Genomic DNA, 19,145 nt, shown 5'->3' on the forward strand with positions numbered 1-19,145 from the left:
AGAAAACCGAACCTTGCGGTTCGATTCTCTATAAAATATTTTCGTAAGTATCGCGGACTTCTTGAGGCCAAACACTTGTTTGCACTTCTCCGATATGTTTCTTGCGAAGTAAGAACATGGCCATACGAGATTGTCCAATTCCTCCACCGATTGTCAATGGGAATAGGCCATTCAACAAAGCCTTATGCCATTCCAATTCCAAGCGGTCTTCATCACCAGTGATTTCTACCTGACGACGAAGGGCTTCTTCATCTACACGGATTCCCATAGAAGACAACTCAAAGGCTCCACCTAAAGACTCATTCCAAACAAGAATATCGCCGTTAAGACCCTTGTAGCCATTTTCAGACTCACTTGTCCAGTCATCGTAGTCTGGTGCACGTCCATCGTGCGGTTTACCGTCTGGTAATTCACCACCGATACCAATCAAGAAAACAGCACCAAATTCTTTACAGATGGCATTTTCACGTTCTTTCGGTGTCAAGTCTGGGTAGCGTTCTACCAACTCTTCTGTATGGATGAAAGTGATTTGTTTTGGCAAAATTGATTCGATATCATAGCGGGCTTCAACAGCTAGCTCAGTCAGGCGAATAGCCTTGTAAATCTTCTCAACAGTTTCTTTTAGGTAAGCAATGTTACGTTGGCCATTTGGAATGACCTTTTCCCAGTCCCACTGATCAACATAAACAGAGTGGGTCGCATCCAGCGAGTCTTCGTCTGGACGAAGGGCCTTCATGTGAACAAAGAGACCTTCACCCTCACCGAAACCAAAGCGGGCCAAGGTATGGCGTTTCCATTTAGCAAGTGAGTGCACCACTTCATAAGTAGCATCAGGGATTTGGAGAACCTTGACCGATACGGCATTCTCCACACCTGATAAGTTGTCCTGCATCCCATCACCGACCTTACTCAAGATGGGACCTTGCACTTCGACAACTTCTAGCTTATCTTTCAAATACTGGGTAAAAGTGTTTTTGACAAAAGAAATTTCTTCTTGTTGATGGATAAAACTTTTCTTCATAAACTACTCCTCAAAAATTAATTAAAAGCATTATACACCTATTTCCAAGAAAAGGAAAGAGCAAATATAAAAAAATCAGTGCTCCTTCGAACACTGATGTCATGAATCTTTTAGTCATTGCGACCGAAGATACGTAGAATACTTAGGAAAAGATTGATAAAATCAAGATAGATACTGAGAGCCATTGACACAACCCAACCTGTCGCCACACGACCTTGTGATTGTTCATATGCGAGACGAATTCTTTGGTTGTCCCAAGCAATCAACCCTGAGAAGACCAAAACCATGGCTACGCTAATCATATAATCAAAGAAGCCACTAGCTAAGAAAATATTAACTACCATGGCAATCAACAAACCGATTAGAGCTGCCATCATAGCTCGACCAATTCCACTCAAGTCTTTCTTAGTGAATATGCCAACTGCCGCCATGACAAAGAAGAGAAGGGCGCTTGATACAAAGGCAGATAAAACTGTACCTGGAGTATAGAAGGCCACCACAAAACTGAGGGTAAAGCCGTTTAAAACGGAGTAAAGTAAAAATACTGGAAGAGCCGCTGGACTATTCTTTAAGGCCATGTTACTAGCAACGAAGACTAGTGCTAGCTCTGCAAAGGTTGCGATGGTCAACCAGAGACGCCCCTGCATCAAAAAGTAAACCAACTGAGACTGAAAAACAGTCAACATGAGACCAGATACCAAGGCGGATAATCCGATTCCCAGACCAACAAAAGCATAGACCTTAGCGTAAAATTGATTAAGACCTGTACGACCTTGTATAATAGTATGATTCATCCTTGTCTCCTTTTCTATGAATATCTTTCCTTGATTATAACAAAGAAAGTTAAAATTAGCTTAAATGAAAAATCAAAATACCTGCTGCAACTGCAACATTGAGACTCTCGGCCTGACCCTTCATGCTAATATGGACCAACTGGTCTGCACTTTCAGCCATGAGGGGACTAATTCCTTGACCCTCATTTCCCATGACCAAGACAAACTGATCTAAATGAGGCAAGTCACGATAATCTTTAGAATCCTTGGAAAGAGTGGTTGCCAGCACAGGGATACCAGCCTTTTTAGCTTCCTCGAGAAGTGCTTGGCTTGACATCCGATAAATAGGCAAATGAAAATGACTGCCTTGCATAGAACGTAGGGTCTTGAGACTATAGATGTCTGCCGACTTATCTGAAACAATCACTCCTGTAAAGCCTGCTGCATCCGCAGTTCGAATGATAGTTCCCACATTACCAGGATCTTGCACATCTTCCAAAAACAAGAACTTTCCCTGACTCAAATCAGCTTGCCCTACTTCTTCTTTTTGAACCACCGCAACAATTCCCTGTGGAGTCTGAGAATCCGCCAAATCCAGCAAAATATCCTCTGACACCCAGACAGTTTGCGGAAAAGTAGTTAACTGATCTCGGTAATTTTCTAAGGCAAAGATTTTCTCAATCGTCACTCCAGCTTGAACAGCTTCTTCAAACAAGTGCCAGCCTTCAATCAAGTAGGCTGTCTTTCGGTATTTTTTTTGGTGTAATTTCTTGGCATTTTTCACCACAGAATTGGCTTTTGAGGTTATAATAGTCATAGAAATATTATAACACAATCAAAGGGGTTTGGTATGCAAAAGGTTAGAATGATTGCCCAAGGTAGGGTTCAGGGAGTAGGCTTTCGTTGGGGTGTTTACAGCCTGGCACTTGAAATTGGTGGTATTACTGGGAGAGTTTGGAACAATGACGATGGCACAGTTGAAATCTTAGCCCAAGCAGACTCATCTGCTGTCATGGCGAAATTTATCCAAGAAATTCGAAAAGGACCAACTCCTTTTTCAAAAGTCAGCTACTTAGATGTCAAACTGAGCAACTTTCCTCCCTACCCTGACTTCAAAATCGCAAATTAGGTCTCTAGAACTATTGTATATTTTGTAAAAAAACAGTAGAATAGAAAGGTATAATTTTTTAAGAAGGAATAAAAACAGTGAAATCTATTAAACGTTTTGCACTCTCGGCTATGGGAGTGGCTATGTTGCTTGTCTTGACTGGCTGTGTCAATGTCGATAAAGCCACAGGTCAACCAACAGGATTTATTTGGAATACTATCGGAGCCCCTATGGCTGAAGCTATCAAGTACTTCGCCAATGACAAGGGACTTGGTTTTGGGGTTGGTATCATCATCGTAACCATTATTGTACGCTTGATTATCTTGCCACTGGGTATCTACCAATCATGGAAGGCAACGCTTCACTCTGAAAAGATGAACGCCCTCAAGCACGTCCTTGAGCCACATCAAACTCGTCTCAAAGAAGCAACAACTCAAGAAGAAAAACTAGAAGCCCAACAAGCCCTCTTTGCTGCTCAAAAAGAGCACGGCATCAGCATGTTTGGTGGTGTAGGATGTTTCCCTATCCTCCTTCAAATGCCTTTCTTCTCTGCTATCTACTTTGCTGCCCAACATACTGAAGGGGTTGCTCAAGCAAGCTACCTAGGCATTCCTCTAGGTTCTCCAAGTATGATTTTGGTTGCCTGCGCTGGTGTCCTTTACTATCTTCAATCGCTCCTTTCACTTCACGGAGTAGAAGATGAAATGCAAAGAGAACAAATCAAGAAAATGATTTACATGAGCCCACTCATGATTGTCGTCTTCTCCCTCTTCTCACCAGCTAGTGTTACACTTTACTGGGTTGTCGGTGGTTTCATGATGATTCTCCAACAGTTTATCGTCAACTATATCGTTCGTCCAAAACTTCGCAAAAAAGTCCGTGAAGAACTGGCGAAGAACCCACCAAAAGCAAATGCTTTCTCAACAGCAAACGGACGAAAAGACGTTACCCCTGAACAACCAATTGCTATCACAAGCAAGAAAAAACACAAAAATCGCAACGCTGGAAAACAACGTTCTAGATAAGAATAAAAAGGCTTAGCTGGATGGCTAAGTCTTTTTGTAACATCAAAAGCCCGATGTTTCCATCAGGCTTCTTTTTTATCCATGTACACGTTTCATATAGTCTTGATAACTTTCGGTATCCATGAGTTTTTTAGCGTTTTTCACACGGTCTGCTGTTGGTGGTTTGACTCCTTCGAGTGAGTATGGGATTCCCAATTCACGCCATTTGAACTCACCCATAGTATGATAAGGCAGAATTTCAAACTTATCAACATTTTTGAGGGTCTTGACGAACTTCCCAAGTTCAATCAAGTCATCATCTCTGTCTGTCAATCCTGGAACTAGCACGTGGCGAATCCAGACAGGTTTTCCAATATCTGATAGATACTGGGCACAGGCCAGGATGTTTTTATTGGTTTGGCTAGTAACAATCTTATGCTGTTCTTCGTTGATTTCCTTGATATCCAAGAGAACCAAGTCAGTGACAGCCATGAGCTTGTCAAACTTTTCAAGGTAACGTGGTTTATTACGGAATGGAAGGGCACAGGTATCCAAGGTACAGTGGATTCCTTGTTCTTTGGCCTTGGTAAAGAGGGCAATCAAGAAATCAATCTGCAAGAGGGCTTCTCCCCCACTGACTGTAATACCACCCTTATTTCCCCAGAAACCGCGGTAGCGCAAGGCCTCTGTCAAGACATCATCTACCGTCCGTTCACGTGATTTATTGGACTCCATAGCCCAAGTATCCGGGTTGTGGCAATACTGGCAACGCATGTGACAGCCTTGCAAAAAGACAATAAAGCGAATCCCAGGCCCATCTACTGACCCAAAGCTTTCTGTCGAATGCACCATTCCTGTCACTTGTCCATAATCAATTGTTTCTTCAGACATATCGTTACCTTCCTTGAAAACGTTTTATAGTTTTATTATATCACGACTTGAAGGAAAAACAAGATTTTTGCCTATTTTTTAGAAAGCAATCTGTTTTTCAATTTCATTTTCAATTAATTATCATTTTATTCTTCAAAATCAAAGCCATACAAGGTTGCAAAATAGTCCTCAGGGTGCTCTGCACGGCGGATTTGACGGGCTTTACCTTCTTCAGTATAGAGAATTTCTGCAGAACGAAGTTTGGCGTTGTACTGGTAGCCCATTGAAAAACCGTGAGCACCTGTATCATGAATTACCAGCAAATCACCGATTTCTGTATGAGGTAACTCGCGATTCACTGCAAATTTATCATTGTTTTCGCAGAGTGAACCGACCACATCTACCACTTCAGCTGGTCCTTCTGGATGAGTCAGATTGGTGATATGGTGGTAGGCTCCGTACATGGCTGGACGCATGAGATTGACTGCTGATGCATCCACACCTAGATAGGTACGGTAAGTTTTTTTCTTATGAGTGACTCTTGTGACCAAAGCACCGTGAGGGGCTAGCATAAAACGACCCAATTCGGTAAAAATCTTGACCTGACCAAGACCAGCTGGAGTAAGAACCTCTTCATACACCTTACGAACTCCCTCACCAATCAAGGCAATATCGTTTGGCTCCTGCTCAGGACGATAGTTAACACCAATACCGCCAGAAAGATTGATAAAGTCTAGCGAAATGCCCAACTTTTCCTTGATTTCAACAGCCAATTCAAAAAGCTGACGGGCCAACTCTGGATAATAGAGATGGGTCACTGTATTGGATGCTAGGAAGGAGTGAATTCCAAAGGTCTTGGCTCCTTTTTCCTTCAAAATGGCAAAGGCTTCAAAGAGCTGCGCCTTAGTCATTCCAAACTTAGCTTCTCCAGGATTGTCCATGATATCTGTTCCCAGTTCAAAAATACCGCCAGGATTGTAACGACAAGAGATGATTTCTGGAATGCCTGCTGCACGCTCCAGATGTTCAATATCTTCAAAGGCATCCAAGTTAATGGTCGCACCCAATTCACGCGCATAGGCATATTCCTTGTCTGGCGTGTTGTTTGAAGAGAACATGATCTCAGAACCGGGGAAATCCAGTTTATGGCTCATCAAGAGCTCCACGTAACTAGAGCAGTCCACACCACAGCCTTCCTCTTGGAGGATTTTCAAGATAGCTGGTGTTGGAGTAGCCTTAACTGCAAAATATTCCTTAAAGCCCTTGTTCCACGAAAAGGCTTGGTTGACAGCTCTTGCCTTCTCACGAATCCCCTTCTCATCATACAAGTGAAAGGGAGTTGGGAACTCGGCAACAATCTCTTCTAACTCTTCTCTATTAATAAATGGTGTTTTCATAAGTTTCCTTCTATTCTATTTGCAAAGAAAGGCTGGGACAATCGTTCCAACCTTTAGTTCTATCTCTTATTTATCTTCATCAAAGATATTTCCAACCTCAACATCGATGGCTTGGTTCTTGACATCAATATTGGTTACCTTCAAGAGTGACTTGTAGTCAAACTGCTTTTCACGTTCTTCTTGGGCATTATCCGCAAAGACTGCGACACCAGCTAATTCTGAATCAAACTCACGCAAAAGACTGATCATCCCGTTGACCGTCCCTCCGCCTTTCAAGAAGTCATCTACGATTAAGACACGGCTGCCTGCCTTGAGACTGCGTTTTGAAAGGAACATTTTCTCAATACGGTCACCACTTGAACCTGAAACATAGTTGACGCTGACAGTTGAACCTTCGGTAATTTTCAAGTCACGGCGCACAATGACAAAAGGAACATTGAGGACATTGGCAACTGCATTTGCAAGTGGCACACCCTTGGTCGCTACTGTCATAACCGCGTCAATTTTTTGGTCCATAAAGCTCTTGGCAATAATGCGACCAATATTTTTCAAAATAGCTGGAGTGCTAAGCAAATCTGACAAGTAGATGTAGCCACCTGGCAAGATACGGTCACTTTCTGACAACTTGGCACGCAAGTCCTCAACCATTTCCTTAGCATCATGGCTTGAGATTGATGGTGTGAAGATGACACCCCCACCAGCCCCAGTAACTGTCTGGATGTGGCCGATTTCGATTTCCTCAAAGGCACGTTTGATAATCACGATATCTTCTGAGATGGATGATTTAGCAGATTCATACTTTTCAGCAAAAGTATTAAGACTAGTTAGTTTATAAGGATTATTAATCAAATAGTTGGAAATGACAACCATCCGATCACTTCTTCTTAATTTCATTTCTATTTCCCATTTCATTTAATTTTGATATTTTATCCATTATACCATATTCACATAAAAAAACGAACATTCTTATCCTAAAAAATGCTCATTTTTCTTAAATTATTAATCTAAATCTGGTTTATAGAAGGAACGATTGTCCATAGCGAATATTTTATTGGTCATCTCTCCCTTATCCACCAAAGCCAGAGCTGTTGACATCATCATCATGCTAGCATCCAAATTGTCAATCATATGAATAATCTCCGCCTCCATGATACGTGGACGAACCGGACTTCCATATTCTAGTAAGCCGTGATGGCTGAGAATAACATGGCGAAGCAGAACGACTTCTTCCTTGGTGTCATCTATGCCGAGTTCCATCACTGTCTTAGTAATTTCACTATCAATCAGAGCGATATGTCCAAGGAGATTGCCTCTGACTGTATACTCAGTTTGGTCTGGTCCCGTCAACTCGATAACTTTGGCCAAGTCATGTAGCATAATTCCTGCATAGAGCAAGCTCTTATTGAGCTGAGGATAGATTTCGCTAATAGCATCTGCCAAGCGCACCATGGTCGCCGTATGATAGGCCAAGCCTGTTTCAAAGGCATGGTGGTTGGTCTTGGCTGCTGGGTAAGAGTAAAACTCCTTATCATACTTGGCGTAGAGATTTCGAACAATTCGTTGCCAAACAGGATTTTCAATTTTGAAAATCATTTGCGACATGTAGTCACGAATTTCCTTGACATCAACTGGTGACTTGACCTTGAAATCAGCTGGGTCATTTGGTTCGCCAGGTTGAGGCAAGCGTAGGGTGATTTGATTGACCTGAGGGGTATTGTTATAAACTTCTCGGCGCCCTTTCATATGGACAACCTTACCTGCGGTAAAGGCCTCAACGTTATGTGGTTGGGCATCCCAGAGTTTCCCTTCAATCTCGCCACTATCATCTTGGAAGGTAAAAGCTAGGTAATTTTTCCCAGCGCGAGTTTGTCTCAGGTCAGCTGACTTGATTAGGTAAAAGCCTTCAAACAGCTCATCTTTTTTCATGTGACTAATCTTCATATTCTTCCTCATCTTCTTGGAAATGGAGTAGATCAAGCGCAGGCTCACCTTCTGATAACTCAATGTGACGGAGCGTCCGCTCGATAGCTGTAGTGCGACGATTTAATAATTCATCAATATTGCCAGAGGCATGTTGGAGATGTTTTTGTGCCTTGACCAGAATGCCACCAAACTTGCCAAACTCGGTCTTGACGCTAGCAAGAGTCTTACTGATATGGTCAGCACTCTTTTGGATATTGAGGGTCTTGAAGCCAACTGATAGGGAATTGAGGAGGGCTGATAGGGTACTTGGGCCAGCAACAATAATCTGCTCCTCCCGTCTCAAATCATCAAAGAAGACCGGATTTCGGACAATTTCTGAGTAGAGACCTTCTGTCGGAACAAACAAAACTCCAAAATTGGTCGTCCGAGGCGGTGCTATGTACTTGCTCTTGATATCCTTGGCAAAGCGCTTGACACTTGCTAGAAGTGACTTGCGACAGCGTTCGATTTCGTCCTTATCGCCTGCTTCATAGGCTTCTTCTAAGCGGTAATAATCTGCCAGTGGAAACTTAGAGTCGATTGGTAGGTAGACATATTCCTGGTCGCCTTGTCCAGGTAACTTGATAGCATACTCCACTCGTTCACTGGAGTTTTCAACCGTTGCATATTCTCGTTCATACTGGGCAGGAGTCATGATGTCTTCGATGATTTGCCCCAGTTGCAATTCTCCCAAAATCCCTCGCGTCTTGGTTCCAGAGAGAACCTTGTTGAGGGCCCCGACATCACGCGCAACTGTCTGCATTTCTCCCAAACCTCGATTGACCGACTCCAGTTGTTTGGAAACTGTCTCAAAGGAAGCTTGCAAGCGAGTCTGCAAGGTCTTTTCTAACTTTTCCTCGACCGTTTGGCGCATTTGTTCCAAACGTTGCTCGTTTGATTCCTGCAAGGCTTGCAGGCGTTGATCGGTCTTGTCTCTGGTTTGGAGGAGACTATCTGTCATTTCTTGACGGACCTGAGTCAGGCCTTGGTGCAATTCCATTCGCACTTCTTGCAAGCGGTCACTGACAGCCACTTCCAAATCTTTTTGATCTAACTGATTGGCTTGTCTGGCTTGTTCAAAACGGTAATCCAACTGGTCTGACAGATGATCTGCCTGATCCTCCAAGCTCTTGCTTAAATGTTTTTCCTGCTTATCCTGCCTTTGCCAAATCAGAAAGAGTCCAGCTAGGTTGGCAATTAATAATAGTAGTAATACAGTCTCCATCCTACCTCCTATCCTTGCTATGCAAGACAACCACATAGCCATCTGGGCAAGTCACCGAAACTTTCCTATCTATATATTCGTTAGAAGCGTACACTTTTTTAAAGAAAAAATTTTCCTCTGTCAACTCATACTTGGCACCAAGAATGGTCAGCTGGCTATCCCGAACTGGCATAAAGGCTAGGTAGTCATAGTCCAAACGTGGTTCTAGCTGACTGGTCCCTTCCGGACAATAGGCAATCAAATTTTGCCCGTCCTCAATCGCTATCTGACGCATATAAGGTGCTAACTTGGGATTGCTAGGCAGAAAGACATTGGCCAACATATGGTCAATACGGCCACCCAACGCACCGAAAATAGTAACCTGGGCCTGAGGATTTTGCTCGAAGATGGTTAAGAGAGCCAATTCCAAATCAGTATCATCTTTTTCTGGTCGCGCTTGAACAAAATGCTGGGCACGTTTTTGAATCAACTGTCGCTCTTCTTCCGTTACAGAATCAAAATCCCCAACTGCTAGGGCGAGAGGAAGTTTTTCCTCCAAGATCCAGAGCGAGCCCCGATCCACACCGACAAAGCAATCAAAATCCGTCCGATAATGACCGCGGTCTCCGCCTGCAAAAACGGCAACTCTAGTCCAGTTGTTTTCTGAGAGTTTGTACTCGCTCATTGACATCTCCCTTAAAGACATAGGAACCTGCTACAAAAACGGTCGCACCAGCTTCTTTAGCCTGAGCAATGGTCTGATCATCAATCCCGCCATCGACTTCGATTTCAAAGTTCAAGCCTTTTTCCTCACGAAGGGCAACCAACTCACGAACCTTATCCATGGTTTCAGGTAGAAAAACTTGCCCACCGAAGCCAGGGTTCACTGTCATCACCAAGACTTGGTCAACTAGATGAAGGGCGTGCTTAATAGCTTCAACAGGCGTACCAGGATTGATAACAACTGAAGGTTTAACACCAAGTGAACGAATCTTTTGGAGTGCTCCATGGATATGATGCGTTGCTTCTACATGGATGCTAATAATATCTGCCCCTGCACGCGCAAAGTCTTCCAGATGGTGTTCAGGATTCGCCACCATCAAGTGGCAGTCAAAGACCATCTTACTATGTGGTCGAAGAGCTTCGACTACACCTGCACCAAAACTGATTTGCGGTACAAAGTGACCATCCATGATATCGATATGGGCATATTCTGCCCCAGTTGCTTCTAGGCGTTTGATTTCACGTTCAAAGTTGGCATAATCTGCTGCCAGAATTGACGGAGCAATCTTGTATTGAGACATAGGTTTCTCCTTATTTTGGAATTTTTTTGCTGACTTTTTTATAGGTTTCTCTGCGATTTTCAATTTCACTGAGGAATTGCAGGTAATTATCAAAACGGAAGGACGCAATGGTTCCCTCTTCAACAGCTGGCTTGACCGCACAAGAAGGCTCATGGGCATGGGTACAAGTGCGGAATTTGCAGTCTCGGCTGACAGTGGCAATCTCTGGGAAGGCCTGATTGAGGTCTTCCGCCGTTGATACTTCATAATCCAATGATGAAAAACCTGGTGTGTCTGCGATTTTACCCCCATTGAGGTTGTAAAAACTAACAGCTCGAGTGGTATGGCGCCCACGACCCAGACTATCTGAGATTTCTCCCGTTTCAAGATTAAGGTCTGGCGCGATTTTGTTGAGAAGAGTCGACTTCCCAACACCTGTCTGCCCCATAAAAACCGTAAGCTTGCCTGTTAACAAAGGCAGGAGTTCCTCTTTACTGGTCACAAAGTCATAGCCGATGTCACCATAAGCCTGTTCATAAAAATCCAGTTCTTCCCTATCTTCCAACAAATCCATTTTGGAAATATAGACAATGGGATGGATGCCCTTGTACTCCAAAAGAACCAGGAAACGATCCAGCAAGTTGCTGTTAAAATCAGGTTCCTTGACGGATATGATTACTACAGCTTGGTCGATATTGACAATAGGCGGTCGAACCAGACTATTTTTCCGTTCGTGAATCTTGAGAATATAGCCTTCTGAATTTTCCTCGGCAGAAAAATCGACCCAATCCCCAACGTAAGGGGTATGACCTTTTTTACGGAAATTTCCACGCGCTCGTGTTTGATAAACCTTGCCATCACTCTCTACATAGTAGAACCCAGCCAAGGCTTTAATGATTTGTCCCTGCATTTTACAGTCCTTGTCCTTTAAGCGCATCTGCTAGGCTGGCAAACTCTTCCAAACTGAGAGCTTCCCCACGTACACTTGGTGACAAGCCTGCCTGGTCTAGAGCCTTTGTCAATTTGTCCTTGACTTCCTCAGTCTTGCCAAAATAACCTGTCAAGTTATTCCACAAGGTCTTGCGGCGGTGGGTGAAGCTAGCCTTGGAAACTTTAAAGAAGAAGTTCTCGTCTTCCACTGCTACAGCTGGTTCTGGACGGCGCACCATTTTCAAGATAGCCGAGTCCACATTTGGCGCTGGCACAAAGACCGTACGAGGTACAATGAAGGCAACCTTGGCAGTCATGTAATACTGCACCGCAATCGACAAGCTACCATAGGCCTTGGTGTTCGGTTGAGCTGAGATACGATCCGCCACTTCTTTTTGCATCATGACCACAAACTCACTAAACGGAATGCCACTTTCAATCAAGTGCATGAGAATAGGTGTCGTGATGTAGTAGGGTAGGTTAGCTACTACCTTGATTGGTAGGTCAGGATTTTTGAAATTCTGAATATGCTGCACCAAATCGACCTTAAGAATATCCTCGTTGACCACGGTCACATTGTCAAAATCACGCAGGGTATCTGCCAAAATCGGTACCAAACGGTGGTCAATTTCAAAGGCCATGACCTCTGCTGCACGCTCTGCCAAAAACTCGGTCAAGGCACCAATACCTGGCCCGATTTCGATAACATTGACCTGGTCATCAATCTTAGCCGTATCCACGATTTTTTGAAGGATATTGGTATCCGTCAAGAAATTTTGCCCAAAGGACTTTTTAAAGGTAAAACCGTGACGCTCCAGCACTGCCTTGGTCACGCTATAATCTGCAATTCTCATCTATTCTCTTTTCTATTATCTGTTACTACTATTGTAACACATTCCCCTTACATTTAGGGTCTGCTTAGCTATTCTCATAAGATTTCATAGCTTCTTCCACTTCTGCCAAAGTAACCCCAAACAACTCTAAGCGCTTGAGGAGTTGCTTGCCGTTAGAATAGCCAATTCGGAGAGCCTCTCCGAGGTATTCTCTACGCTTACGGCTATCTGCTCCTGCTAGAAAACCAAGGCGAATCAAGTCGCTACGACTAATGTCAAACTGACTCTCATGTTCAAATTGTTCTGTCACCTGAGCTAGAGCCATTTTCAGGTCTTCATAGCTGGCATGCTCAATTCCCAGAGAACGCCCCTTAGTTTTGGACTTGGGAACAGCTTCATCTCGTTTGAGAAAGGCATGCTGAACTGTTGGAATGGCCGTCATAATCATGCGACGAATCCGCTCTCCATTAAAATCTGGGTCTGTAAAAACGATGACCCCATGACGCTGGTGCAGGCGCTGAATCCTCTCTAGATCCTGGTCATTGATGGCAGAACCTCGTGTCTCATAGGTCTCTACATCGAAATAACGTTTGAGATTGGCCGTATCATCGCGACCTTCAACCACGATGACTTGGGAAATTTTCTCTTTCATTACTTGCTGTCCAATCCAAAAATGCGTTCTGCATTTACAGTCGTTGCTACTGCTAGCTCTTCTGTTGTCATGCCACGCAAATCAGCGATAAAGTCTACTACATAGCGAGTATAGGCTGTTTTGTTTTCGCGACCACGCTTGGGTACAGGTGCTAAGTAAGGCGCATCCGTCTCCACCAAAATCTTGTCCAAAGGTAACTCTTTAGCTGCTTCTTGGATATCAGTTGCCTTCTTGAAAGTTACCACTCCTGAGAAGGAAATGGTCATGCCCAGCTCGACAAACTTCTCTGCCCATTCAATAGGTCCTGAGAATGAATGCATGATACCTCCACGAGGACCAACACCCTCGCTCTTAATAATCTCATAGGTGTCTTCCAGCGCATCACGGGTATGGACAACAAAAGGTAAATTCAAGTCCTTAGATAGCTGAATCTGACGGCGAAAAACCTTCTCCTGCACCTCTTTTGGCGCTGTCATCCAATGATAATCCAAACCAATCTCACCCAAGGCAACCACCTTGGGATGCTTGAGCTTGTCAAGCAAGTAGGCTTCAATCTCCTCTGTATAAGTCCCAGCTTCTGTAGGATGCCAACCGATTGTCGCATAAAGCTGGTCATACTCATCTACCAACTCTAGAGCACGCTCAATCGTCGGTTTATCAAAACCAACAATATTCATCTGTGTCACCCCCATCTCAGCGGCCAAGGCAATTTCTTCTGCCTCACGACCAGCAAATTCTTCTACATTCAAGTGTGTATGTGTATCAAAAATCATCTCTTCTAACCTCGTTTTCTATCTACTATTATACCAAAAAACTGCCCTCTCTCCTCGTCTGCAAAAAATATTCTAAAATCTATTGTCATCTCTTGACGCTATTTTTTCAAAGCAGTATAATAGCACTTATTGAAATTTTCAGTAAAGGAAAATACCATGTTTACAAAATTAAAACAGACCTTTATCGGTCGTCCTCTTAAGTCCTTAACCGAAGGCGAAAGGGGACTACTGGGAAAAATGCAGGCACTAGCCATGTTGTCAAGCAACGCTCTGTCCTCCATCGCCTATGGACCTGAGCAAGTAGCCCTCCTACACCAGTTTATCCCTAATAAACCTTGACAAAATATCCTGCACAATCAGATGAGTCTCAAACTCAAATACGCCCTTCGTTGGCACCAAGACGTCGTTGTCGCTAGCTACTCTTATCACTTAAAAGAATAAAGAAAAGGCCCTACCAGAACCAAGAAGCATCTGGTAGGACCTTTTTTCTGAATCCAGTCACTAGGCTTAACCAAAAAGCATGACTAGGAATATTATTGAATGTGGTTAGCTAAATCTTCCTGAGCGTTTTTATTCGACTCAGCTTTTTCTTTTAGCCATTTTTCATAAAGTTCTTGGTACTGTTTAGCAGTTACTGGCTCTTTTTGCAATTCAACATATTTGTAGTTATCTGCATTTCCCTTATGACCAACGAATGAGAATGGTCCTGTAAACGGTACAGTCTTACGGAAAATTGGGTTAGCTCCGCCACTTTGAACTGGTAGGAAGAGGGCGCTATCTGTCAACCAAGCTTGGGCTTCAGCATATTTTTCATAACGAGCTTGAGTATCTGTGATTTCAGCGTCAGCCTGATCCAAGAGTTTCTTGTAGTCAGAAAGACCAATCTTGTCCTTAATTTCCTTGTCTTTTCCTTCAGTCAAGCCCATGTTTTTCAACTGAGAACCTGTCTCTGGATCAAGGATAGCTAGGTAAGTCTTCGGATCTGAGTAGTCTCCACCCCATCCTGAGATGTCAATATCGTAGTCTTTTTGTTCTGCTGTATCTGCAAAGTAGGTTGCTTGGTCTTTTTCATCTGGAGAAAGTTGGATAACATCGATGACTACATTCTCCTTACCAAGAGTGGCTTCTACTGTTTGTTTGAAAGAACCAGCCTGTTGCACATCTAACTTAGCAGTCTGGTCAACTGGCATATCCAAATGAATTGGGAAGGTTACTCCCTGAGCTTGAAGACTTTCTTTGGCCTTAGCAAACTTCTCTTTGGCCTTGTCAGGGTTCAAGAAGGCTTGCTTACCATCATTTAGGTTAATATTTGCCCAATCTTTACCGTAGTTGACAATTTTTTCATTGACAATATCACCGAAGTTCTTATCGCCAACTTGGACAAAGTTACTTGGTGTAACTGTGTTACGCAAGATACGGTCTGCTCCATCTTCACCATTTGTCTGCGCTGCATAAGCATGACGGTCAAAGGCAAAGTTGATAGCTTGACGGAAATCCTTATTTTGCATAGCTGCGCGTGAATCTGTCTTTTCCTTATCAGACTGTTTCATCGTCTGCTTGTAGCTTTGACGATTCACGTTGAAAAGATAATAGAAGGTAACTGAGTTTTGCGGTGTATAGGTAATCTTGTCCTCATTGCCCTTCTTGAGTTCAGCAAAGACTGAGCTTGTTGGGAAGATACGGCCATCTGTATAATTACCATCCAAGAAACCTCTAGCAATGCTGTCTTGGTCAGAACCGTCAAAGAAAGAGAGCTTCACTTTCTCGATTTTAACATTGTCCTTATCCCAGTAATTAGGGTTTTTATCAAATTCAATCAAAGATTTGGATGTGAAGGATTTAAACAAGTAAGGACCATTTGACAAGATACTTGATGGTGTCACACTTCCAAAGTCATCTCCCTGAGACTTCAAGAAGGCTTCATTTACGGGACTAAGGATACTTGCTGTTGTTTTAGAGTTCCAATAAGTCTCCGGTTGGTTGAGGGTGTATTGTAGTGTGTAATCATCCACCGCCTTAACACCAACAGTTCCAAAATCAGATGATTTCCCTTCAACATAATCTGCTAGCCCCTTGATAGAGTCTTGTACCAAGTACAAGTTTTCAGCTTTTTTATCAGCCGCATACTTAAGACCTGTCACAAAGTCATGAGCGGTTACATCTGCATACTCTTCTCCTTCAGAAGTGTACCATTTAGCCCCCTGACGGATTTTATAAGTGTAGGTCAAACCATCTTTTGACACCGTCCATGACTCAGCCATAGAGGGAATGAGATTTCCATACTGGTCATTTTCCAACAAACCATCAACTAAGTTGGTTGTGATACTAGATGTAGAGTCTCGTGTAGAGGTAATATAATCCAAGGTATCTGGGTTATTGACAAAGATATAAGAGTACGTCTTGTCTGCATTGCTTGATTGGGATGACCCACATGCCGCTAGAGCTAGACCTGCTGTCAAAGCCATAGCTCCAAAAAGCATAACTTTTGATTTCTTCATGATTATTCTCCATTTTTTACAGTATGTGAAATATTATACACTATTTGAGCAAAAATATAAAGCCTTTTTGAACTTTTTTACAAAAATAAAAATCAGTAGACTCGAGTTCCTACTGATTTTTGTTATGGTTCGTTTGGATTATGCAGCCAAAACTTTGCGTCCTTTACGACGACGAGCTGCCAATACGCGACGACCGTTTTTAGTTGACATACGGTTACGGAATCCGTGTTTGCGCGCACGACGAAGTTTACTTGGTTGATAAGTACGTTTCACGATGAATACCTCCTCATAGATTTTGTATTCGTTTAGCCGGCTATAAAGTGATCAGTTACTAAACATACTTTACTATTCTATCTGATTCTTTCACTTTTGTCAATAGCTATAGGCAAATGTTTCCAGCTTTTTAGCGCTTTTTCGAATGTAAGCCCTATCTACGATACTGTTTCAAGAATCGAGTCATCTTTTCTTGGATTTGGGCTAGTTCATCGACACGAGGAAGGTAAACGATACGGAAGTGGTCTGGTTCTTGCCAGTTAAAGCCGCGACCATGCACCAAGAGAACCTTTTCCTGCTTCAAGAAATCAAGGACAAACTGCTCATCATCATCGATACGGTACATATTACGGTCGATTTTAGGGAAGATATAGAGTCCAGCCTTGGGTTTAACGGCAGACAAACCTGGAATCTCTTGAATAGCATTGTAAATGAAATTTCTTTGCTCGTAAATTCGTCCACCAGGAAGGAGCAATTCATCGACTGATTGGTGACCACCCAAGGAAGTTTGTACGACTTGTTGGGCCAAAACATTAGAGCAAAGGCGCATATTGGACAGCATATTGAGCCCTTCGATATAGCCTTTAACGTGTGTCTTAGGTCCAGACAAGACCATCCAACCCACACGGAAACCGGCTATACGGTGAGATTTTGACAGACCATTCATGCTAACACAGAAAACATCTGGTGCCAAGCTCGCCACAGGCGTGTGCACATGTCCATCCATGACCATACGGTCGTAAATTTCATCCGCAAAGATAATCAAATCGTTTTGACGGGCAATCTCAATAATCTCCAGTAAGAGTTCCTCAGGATAAAGGGCGCCAGTTGGGTTATTTGGATTGATAAGGACGATTGCCTTGGTATTGGAAGTGATTTTTGACTTGATATCGTCAATATCTGGGTACCATTCTGCAGCTTCATCACAGATATAGTGAACGGCATTTCCCCCAGCAAGACTGACAGCGGCTGTCCAGAGAGGATAGTCTGGCATTGGCACCAAGACCTCGTCTCCATTGTCCAAAAGTCCCTGCATGGACATGACAATCAGCTCACTGACACCATTTCCAAGGTAGATATCATCAATATCTACGTTTGGGAATTTCTTCAATTGGCAATACTGCATGATGGCCTTACGGGCTGAGAAAATCCCTTTGGAGTCAGAATACCCCTCACTATCACGCGCATTCATAATCAAGTCATGAATGACCTCGTCTGGCGCTGTAAAGCCAAATTCTGCTGGATTTCCTGTATTCAGACGTAAAATCTTTTCTCCGTTTGCTCTCATTCGCATGGCTTCTTCCAATACAGGGCCACGGATATCATAAGCAACATGCTCTAACTTACTAGATTTGTTATATTCTTTCATCTTGTTTCCTCAATTCATCGAGATAGTAACATTATACCACTAGAAAGAGAATGCGACAAGTTTACTGAAATGTGTTACTAAAATCCTACAGAAGAAAAGCCTCACTAAAAGCGAGGTCAAGACAGGGGAGATAGCAGGCATTTTGCAAAGACACATCACATACCAAAAGATAAACCTAGAAAAAGCAAGCCTAAAAAGGAGTCATAAAGAAGATTGAACATGAGGAAAAGTCCCCATATCATCAAGCAATCCCAACGCCCACTTCTTTTTGCAACTAGAAATAAGAGCAGATGGTAGAGTACATGAAAGACTAAAAAGCCGATAAAACCTGGATAAAGAAGCGGTACCAGACTCTCTAATTGCCAGATCATGATAACTTCTACCACGACTGAAACTAAAATAATTCCATAAAAAAGGAAATTTGATGTTTGAAAAGAGTTTTTCATCATTCTCCCTCCCTTCACTTGTTTCCTGCTATCTTTTCTTTTATTTTATCATATATTTATATAGATTTTAAGCGCTAAGATTCTTTTGAAAAATACTTTTTTGCTTTACTTCTATAGTGAAAAGGTTTACAATTATAGTAAGAAAATTTCAGGAGGTTTCATTATGGCACAACGTTACCAAAATATCATGGTCGCAATTGATGGTTCTAAAGAAGCGGACTTGGCTTTTGTCAAGGGAGTCCATTCTGCTCTACGAAACGACGCTAAACTCACCATCGCTCATGTCATTGACACACGAGCACTCCAAAGCGTATCCACCTTTGATGCTGAAGTTTACGAAGAACTCCAAGTCGACGCTGAAAGTCTGATGAAAGAGTACGAAAAACGTGCTAAAGATGCTGGTGTAGCAGATGTTCATATCGTTATTGAAATGGGAAATCCAAAGACCCTCTTGGCACGTACTATTCCCGATGCAGAGGAAGTAGACCTCATCCTCGTTGGCGCAACTGGTCTCAACGCCTTTGAACGCCTCTTGGTCGGCTCTTCATCTGAATACATCCTCCGCCATGCTAAGGTCGATTTGCTGGTTGTGAGAGAACAAGAAAAAACCTTATAATTACAACGAAAAGGAGCTCAGCGCTCCTTTTTGTTTACTATTTATACTCTTCGAAAATCAAATTCAAACCACGTCAACGTCGCCTTGCCGTGTATATGTTACTGACTTCGTCAGTTTCATCTGCAACCTCAAA

21 protein-coding genes and 1 pseudogene are annotated in these 19,145 nt (G+C 42.9%); 4 read left to right on the forward strand and 18 right to left on the reverse strand.

The genetic code is table 11. The features are described from left to right. Window positions 1-28: 28 nt before the first annotated feature. From asnA to HT718_RS01905, 3 genes are all read right to left on the reverse strand, one after another. A complete protein-coding gene (gene asnA, locus HT718_RS01895) occupies window positions 29-1,021 on the reverse strand; it encodes an aspartate--ammonia ligase (protein WP_173266921.1) in 993 nt (330 codons plus the stop codon). 110 nt (window positions 1,022-1,131) lie between these two features. Continuing rightward, a complete protein-coding gene (locus HT718_RS01900) occupies window positions 1,132-1,815 on the reverse strand; it encodes a Bax inhibitor-1/YccA family protein (RefSeq protein WP_049541037.1) in 684 nt (227 codons plus the stop codon). Between the two features lie 55 nt (window positions 1,816-1,870). Further along, window positions 1,871-2,611, reverse strand: a complete 741-nt coding sequence (locus HT718_RS01905; protein ID WP_049541040.1) for an RNA methyltransferase — start codon at window positions 2,609-2,611, stop codon at window positions 1,871-1,873. A 33-nt stretch (window positions 2,612-2,644) separates the two neighbouring features. On the opposite strand from HT718_RS01905, the gene HT718_RS01910 reads away from it, so the two are divergent. After that, the gene (locus HT718_RS01910; protein ID WP_020900835.1) at window positions 2,645-2,923 is read left to right on the forward strand and encodes an acylphosphatase; all 279 of its coding nucleotides are present in this window, start codon (window positions 2,645-2,647) and stop codon (window positions 2,921-2,923) included. A gap of 77 nt (window positions 2,924-3,000) precedes the next feature. Then, window positions 3,001-3,927, forward strand: coding sequence for a membrane protein insertase YidC (yidC, locus tag HT718_RS01915; RefSeq protein ID WP_049541042.1), 927 nt, complete (start codon window positions 3,001-3,003; stop codon window positions 3,925-3,927). A gap of 75 nt (window positions 3,928-4,002) precedes the next feature. On the opposite strand, the gene pflA is transcribed toward yidC, so the two are convergent. From pflA to HT718_RS01970, 11 genes are all read right to left on the reverse strand, one after another. After that, window positions 4,003-4,797, reverse strand: a complete 795-nt coding sequence (gene pflA, locus HT718_RS01920; protein WP_001288288.1) for a pyruvate formate-lyase-activating protein — start codon at window positions 4,795-4,797, stop codon at window positions 4,003-4,005. 125 nt (window positions 4,798-4,922) lie between these two features. After that, a complete protein-coding gene (locus tag HT718_RS01925; protein ID WP_049541044.1) occupies window positions 4,923-6,173 on the reverse strand; it encodes a diaminopimelate decarboxylase in 1,251 nt (416 codons plus the stop codon). A gap of 66 nt (window positions 6,174-6,239) precedes the next feature. Then, window positions 6,240-7,067, reverse strand: coding sequence for a pur operon repressor (purR, locus tag HT718_RS01930; RefSeq protein WP_004238844.1), 828 nt, complete (start codon window positions 7,065-7,067; stop codon window positions 6,240-6,242). A gap of 105 nt (window positions 7,068-7,172) precedes the next feature. Continuing rightward, entirely contained in the window at window positions 7,173-8,114 is a 942-nt protein-coding gene (locus HT718_RS01935) for a 3'-5' exoribonuclease YhaM family protein (RefSeq protein ID WP_049541046.1), read from the reverse strand. Further along, window positions 8,104-9,360, reverse strand: coding sequence for a DNA recombination protein RmuC (locus HT718_RS01940; RefSeq protein ID WP_049541047.1), 1,257 nt, complete (start codon window positions 9,358-9,360; stop codon window positions 8,104-8,106). The genes HT718_RS01935 and HT718_RS01940 overlap by 11 nt, the downstream gene beginning before the upstream one ends. A 1-nt stretch (window position 9,361) precedes the next feature. Next, window positions 9,362-10,024 carry a thiamine diphosphokinase gene (locus tag HT718_RS01945; protein ID WP_049541049.1) on the reverse strand — a complete coding sequence of 221 codons (663 nt, stop codon included), beginning with the start codon at window positions 10,022-10,024 and terminating at the stop codon, window positions 9,362-9,364. Continuing rightward, window positions 9,987-10,643, reverse strand: coding sequence for a ribulose-phosphate 3-epimerase (gene rpe, locus HT718_RS01950; RefSeq protein WP_049541050.1), 657 nt, complete (start codon window positions 10,641-10,643; stop codon window positions 9,987-9,989). The genes HT718_RS01945 and rpe overlap by 38 nt, the downstream gene beginning before the upstream one ends. A 10-nt stretch (window positions 10,644-10,653) precedes the next feature. Further along, window positions 10,654-11,532, reverse strand: coding sequence for a ribosome small subunit-dependent GTPase A (gene rsgA, locus HT718_RS01955; protein WP_173266923.1), 879 nt, complete (start codon window positions 11,530-11,532; stop codon window positions 10,654-10,656). A 1-nt stretch (window position 11,533) separates the two neighbouring features. Continuing rightward, on the reverse strand, window positions 11,534-12,406 hold the full coding sequence (gene rsmA / locus HT718_RS01960) for a 16S rRNA (adenine(1518)-N(6)/adenine(1519)-N(6))-dimethyltransferase RsmA (protein ID WP_173266925.1): 873 nt from the start codon (window positions 12,404-12,406) through the stop codon (window positions 11,534-11,536). 64 nt (window positions 12,407-12,470) lie between these two features. After that, a complete protein-coding gene (gene rnmV, locus HT718_RS01965; RefSeq protein ID WP_173266928.1) occupies window positions 12,471-13,037 on the reverse strand; it encodes a ribonuclease M5 in 567 nt (188 codons plus the stop codon). Then, window positions 13,037-13,810 (reverse strand): TatD family hydrolase, encoded by a 774-nt coding sequence (locus tag HT718_RS01970; RefSeq protein ID WP_173266930.1) that lies wholly within the window; start codon window positions 13,808-13,810, stop codon window positions 13,037-13,039. Before HT718_RS01970 ends, rnmV begins: the two co-directional genes overlap by 1 nt. Before the next feature lie 156 nt (window positions 13,811-13,966). Here HT718_RS01970 and HT718_RS01975 point away from each other — a divergent pair. Next, window positions 13,967-14,122, forward strand: a pseudogene (locus HT718_RS01975) (amino acid permease); the annotation flags it as partial. Window positions 14,123-14,343: 221 nt separating this feature from the next. Here HT718_RS01975 and HT718_RS01980 read toward each other — a convergent pair. The 4 genes from HT718_RS01980 to HT718_RS01995 all read right to left on the reverse strand — a co-directional run bounded on the left by HT718_RS01980 (window position 14,344) and on the right by HT718_RS01995 (window position 18,399). Then, the gene (locus HT718_RS01980) at window positions 14,344-16,308 is read right to left on the reverse strand and encodes a peptide ABC transporter substrate-binding protein (RefSeq protein WP_173266932.1); all 1,965 of its coding nucleotides are present in this window, start codon (window positions 16,306-16,308) and stop codon (window positions 14,344-14,346) included. 138 nt (window positions 16,309-16,446) lie between these two features. Next, window positions 16,447-16,581 carry a 50S ribosomal protein L34 gene (gene rpmH, locus HT718_RS01985; protein ID WP_000831905.1) on the reverse strand — a complete coding sequence of 45 codons (135 nt, stop codon included), beginning with the start codon at window positions 16,579-16,581 and terminating at the stop codon, window positions 16,447-16,449. Window positions 16,582-16,735: 154 nt separating this feature from the next. Next, window positions 16,736-17,950 carry a pyridoxal phosphate-dependent aminotransferase gene (locus tag HT718_RS01990; RefSeq protein ID WP_173266934.1) on the reverse strand — a complete coding sequence of 405 codons (1,215 nt, stop codon included), beginning with the start codon at window positions 17,948-17,950 and terminating at the stop codon, window positions 16,736-16,738. A gap of 155 nt (window positions 17,951-18,105) precedes the next feature. After that, a complete protein-coding gene (locus HT718_RS01995) occupies window positions 18,106-18,399 on the reverse strand; it encodes a hypothetical protein (protein WP_033679642.1) in 294 nt (97 codons plus the stop codon). Window positions 18,400-18,559: 160 nt separating this feature from the next. On the opposite strand from HT718_RS01995, the gene HT718_RS02000 reads away from it, so the two are divergent. After that, window positions 18,560-19,012: a universal stress protein gene (locus tag HT718_RS02000; RefSeq protein WP_000079148.1), complete on the forward strand. Its 453-nt coding sequence runs from the start codon at window positions 18,560-18,562 to the stop codon at window positions 19,010-19,012. Window positions 19,013-19,145: the final 133 nt, after the last annotated feature.

It is taken from the genome of Streptococcus sp. 714, from assembly GCF_013277115.1.
Lineage (GTDB): Bacteria > Bacillota > Bacilli > Lactobacillales > Streptococcaceae > Streptococcus.

Bases quoted from the DNA above. Each gene is read 5' to 3' on its own strand.
- asnA (WP_173266921.1), bottom strand. From the start codon at position 1,021: ATGAAGAAAAGTTTTATCCATCAACAAGAAGAAATTTCTTTTGTCAAA.
- HT718_RS01900 (WP_049541037.1), bottom strand. From the start codon at position 1,815: ATGAATCATACTATTATACAAGGTCGTACAGGTCTTAATCAATTTTAC.
- HT718_RS01905 (WP_049541040.1), bottom strand. From the start codon at position 2,611: ATGACTATTATAACCTCAAAAGCCAATTCTGTGGTGAAAAATGCCAAG.
- HT718_RS01910 (WP_020900835.1), top strand. From the start codon at position 2,645: ATGCAAAAGGTTAGAATGATTGCCCAAGGTAGGGTTCAGGGAGTAGGC.
- pflA (WP_001288288.1), bottom strand. From the start codon at position 4,797: ATGTCTGAAGAAACAATTGATTATGGACAAGTGACAGGAATGGTGCAT.
- HT718_RS01925 (WP_049541044.1), bottom strand. From the start codon at position 6,173: ATGAAAACACCATTTATTAATAGAGAAGAGTTAGAAGAGATTGTTGCC.
- purR (WP_004238844.1), bottom strand. From the start codon at position 7,067: ATGAAATTAAGAAGAAGTGATCGGATGGTTGTCATTTCCAACTATTTG.
- HT718_RS01935 (WP_049541046.1), bottom strand. From the start codon at position 8,114: ATGAAGATTAGTCACATGAAAAAAGATGAGCTGTTTGAAGGCTTTTAC.
- HT718_RS01940 (WP_049541047.1), bottom strand. From the start codon at position 9,360: ATGGAGACTGTATTACTACTATTATTAATTGCCAACCTAGCTGGACTC.
- HT718_RS01945 (WP_049541049.1), bottom strand. From the start codon at position 10,024: ATGAGCGAGTACAAACTCTCAGAAAACAACTGGACTAGAGTTGCCGTT.
- rpe (WP_049541050.1), bottom strand. From the start codon at position 10,643: ATGTCTCAATACAAGATTGCTCCGTCAATTCTGGCAGCAGATTATGCC.
- rsgA (WP_173266923.1), bottom strand. From the start codon at position 11,532: ATGCAGGGACAAATCATTAAAGCCTTGGCTGGGTTCTACTATGTAGAG.
- rsmA (WP_173266925.1), bottom strand. From the start codon at position 12,406: ATGAGAATTGCAGATTATAGCGTGACCAAGGCAGTGCTGGAGCGTCAC.
- rnmV (WP_173266928.1), bottom strand. From the start codon at position 13,037: ATGAAAGAGAAAATTTCCCAAGTCATCGTGGTTGAAGGTCGCGATGAT.
- HT718_RS01970 (WP_173266930.1), bottom strand. From the start codon at position 13,810: ATGATTTTTGATACACATACACACTTGAATGTAGAAGAATTTGCTGGT.
- HT718_RS01980 (WP_173266932.1), bottom strand. From the start codon at position 16,308: ATGAAGAAATCAAAAGTTATGCTTTTTGGAGCTATGGCTTTGACAGCA.
- HT718_RS01990 (WP_173266934.1), bottom strand. From the start codon at position 17,950: ATGAAAGAATATAACAAATCTAGTAAGTTAGAGCATGTTGCTTATGAT.
- HT718_RS01995 (WP_033679642.1), bottom strand. From the start codon at position 18,399: ATGATGAAAAACTCTTTTCAAACATCAAATTTCCTTTTTTATGGAATT.
- HT718_RS02000 (WP_000079148.1), top strand. From the start codon at position 18,560: ATGGCACAACGTTACCAAAATATCATGGTCGCAATTGATGGTTCTAAA.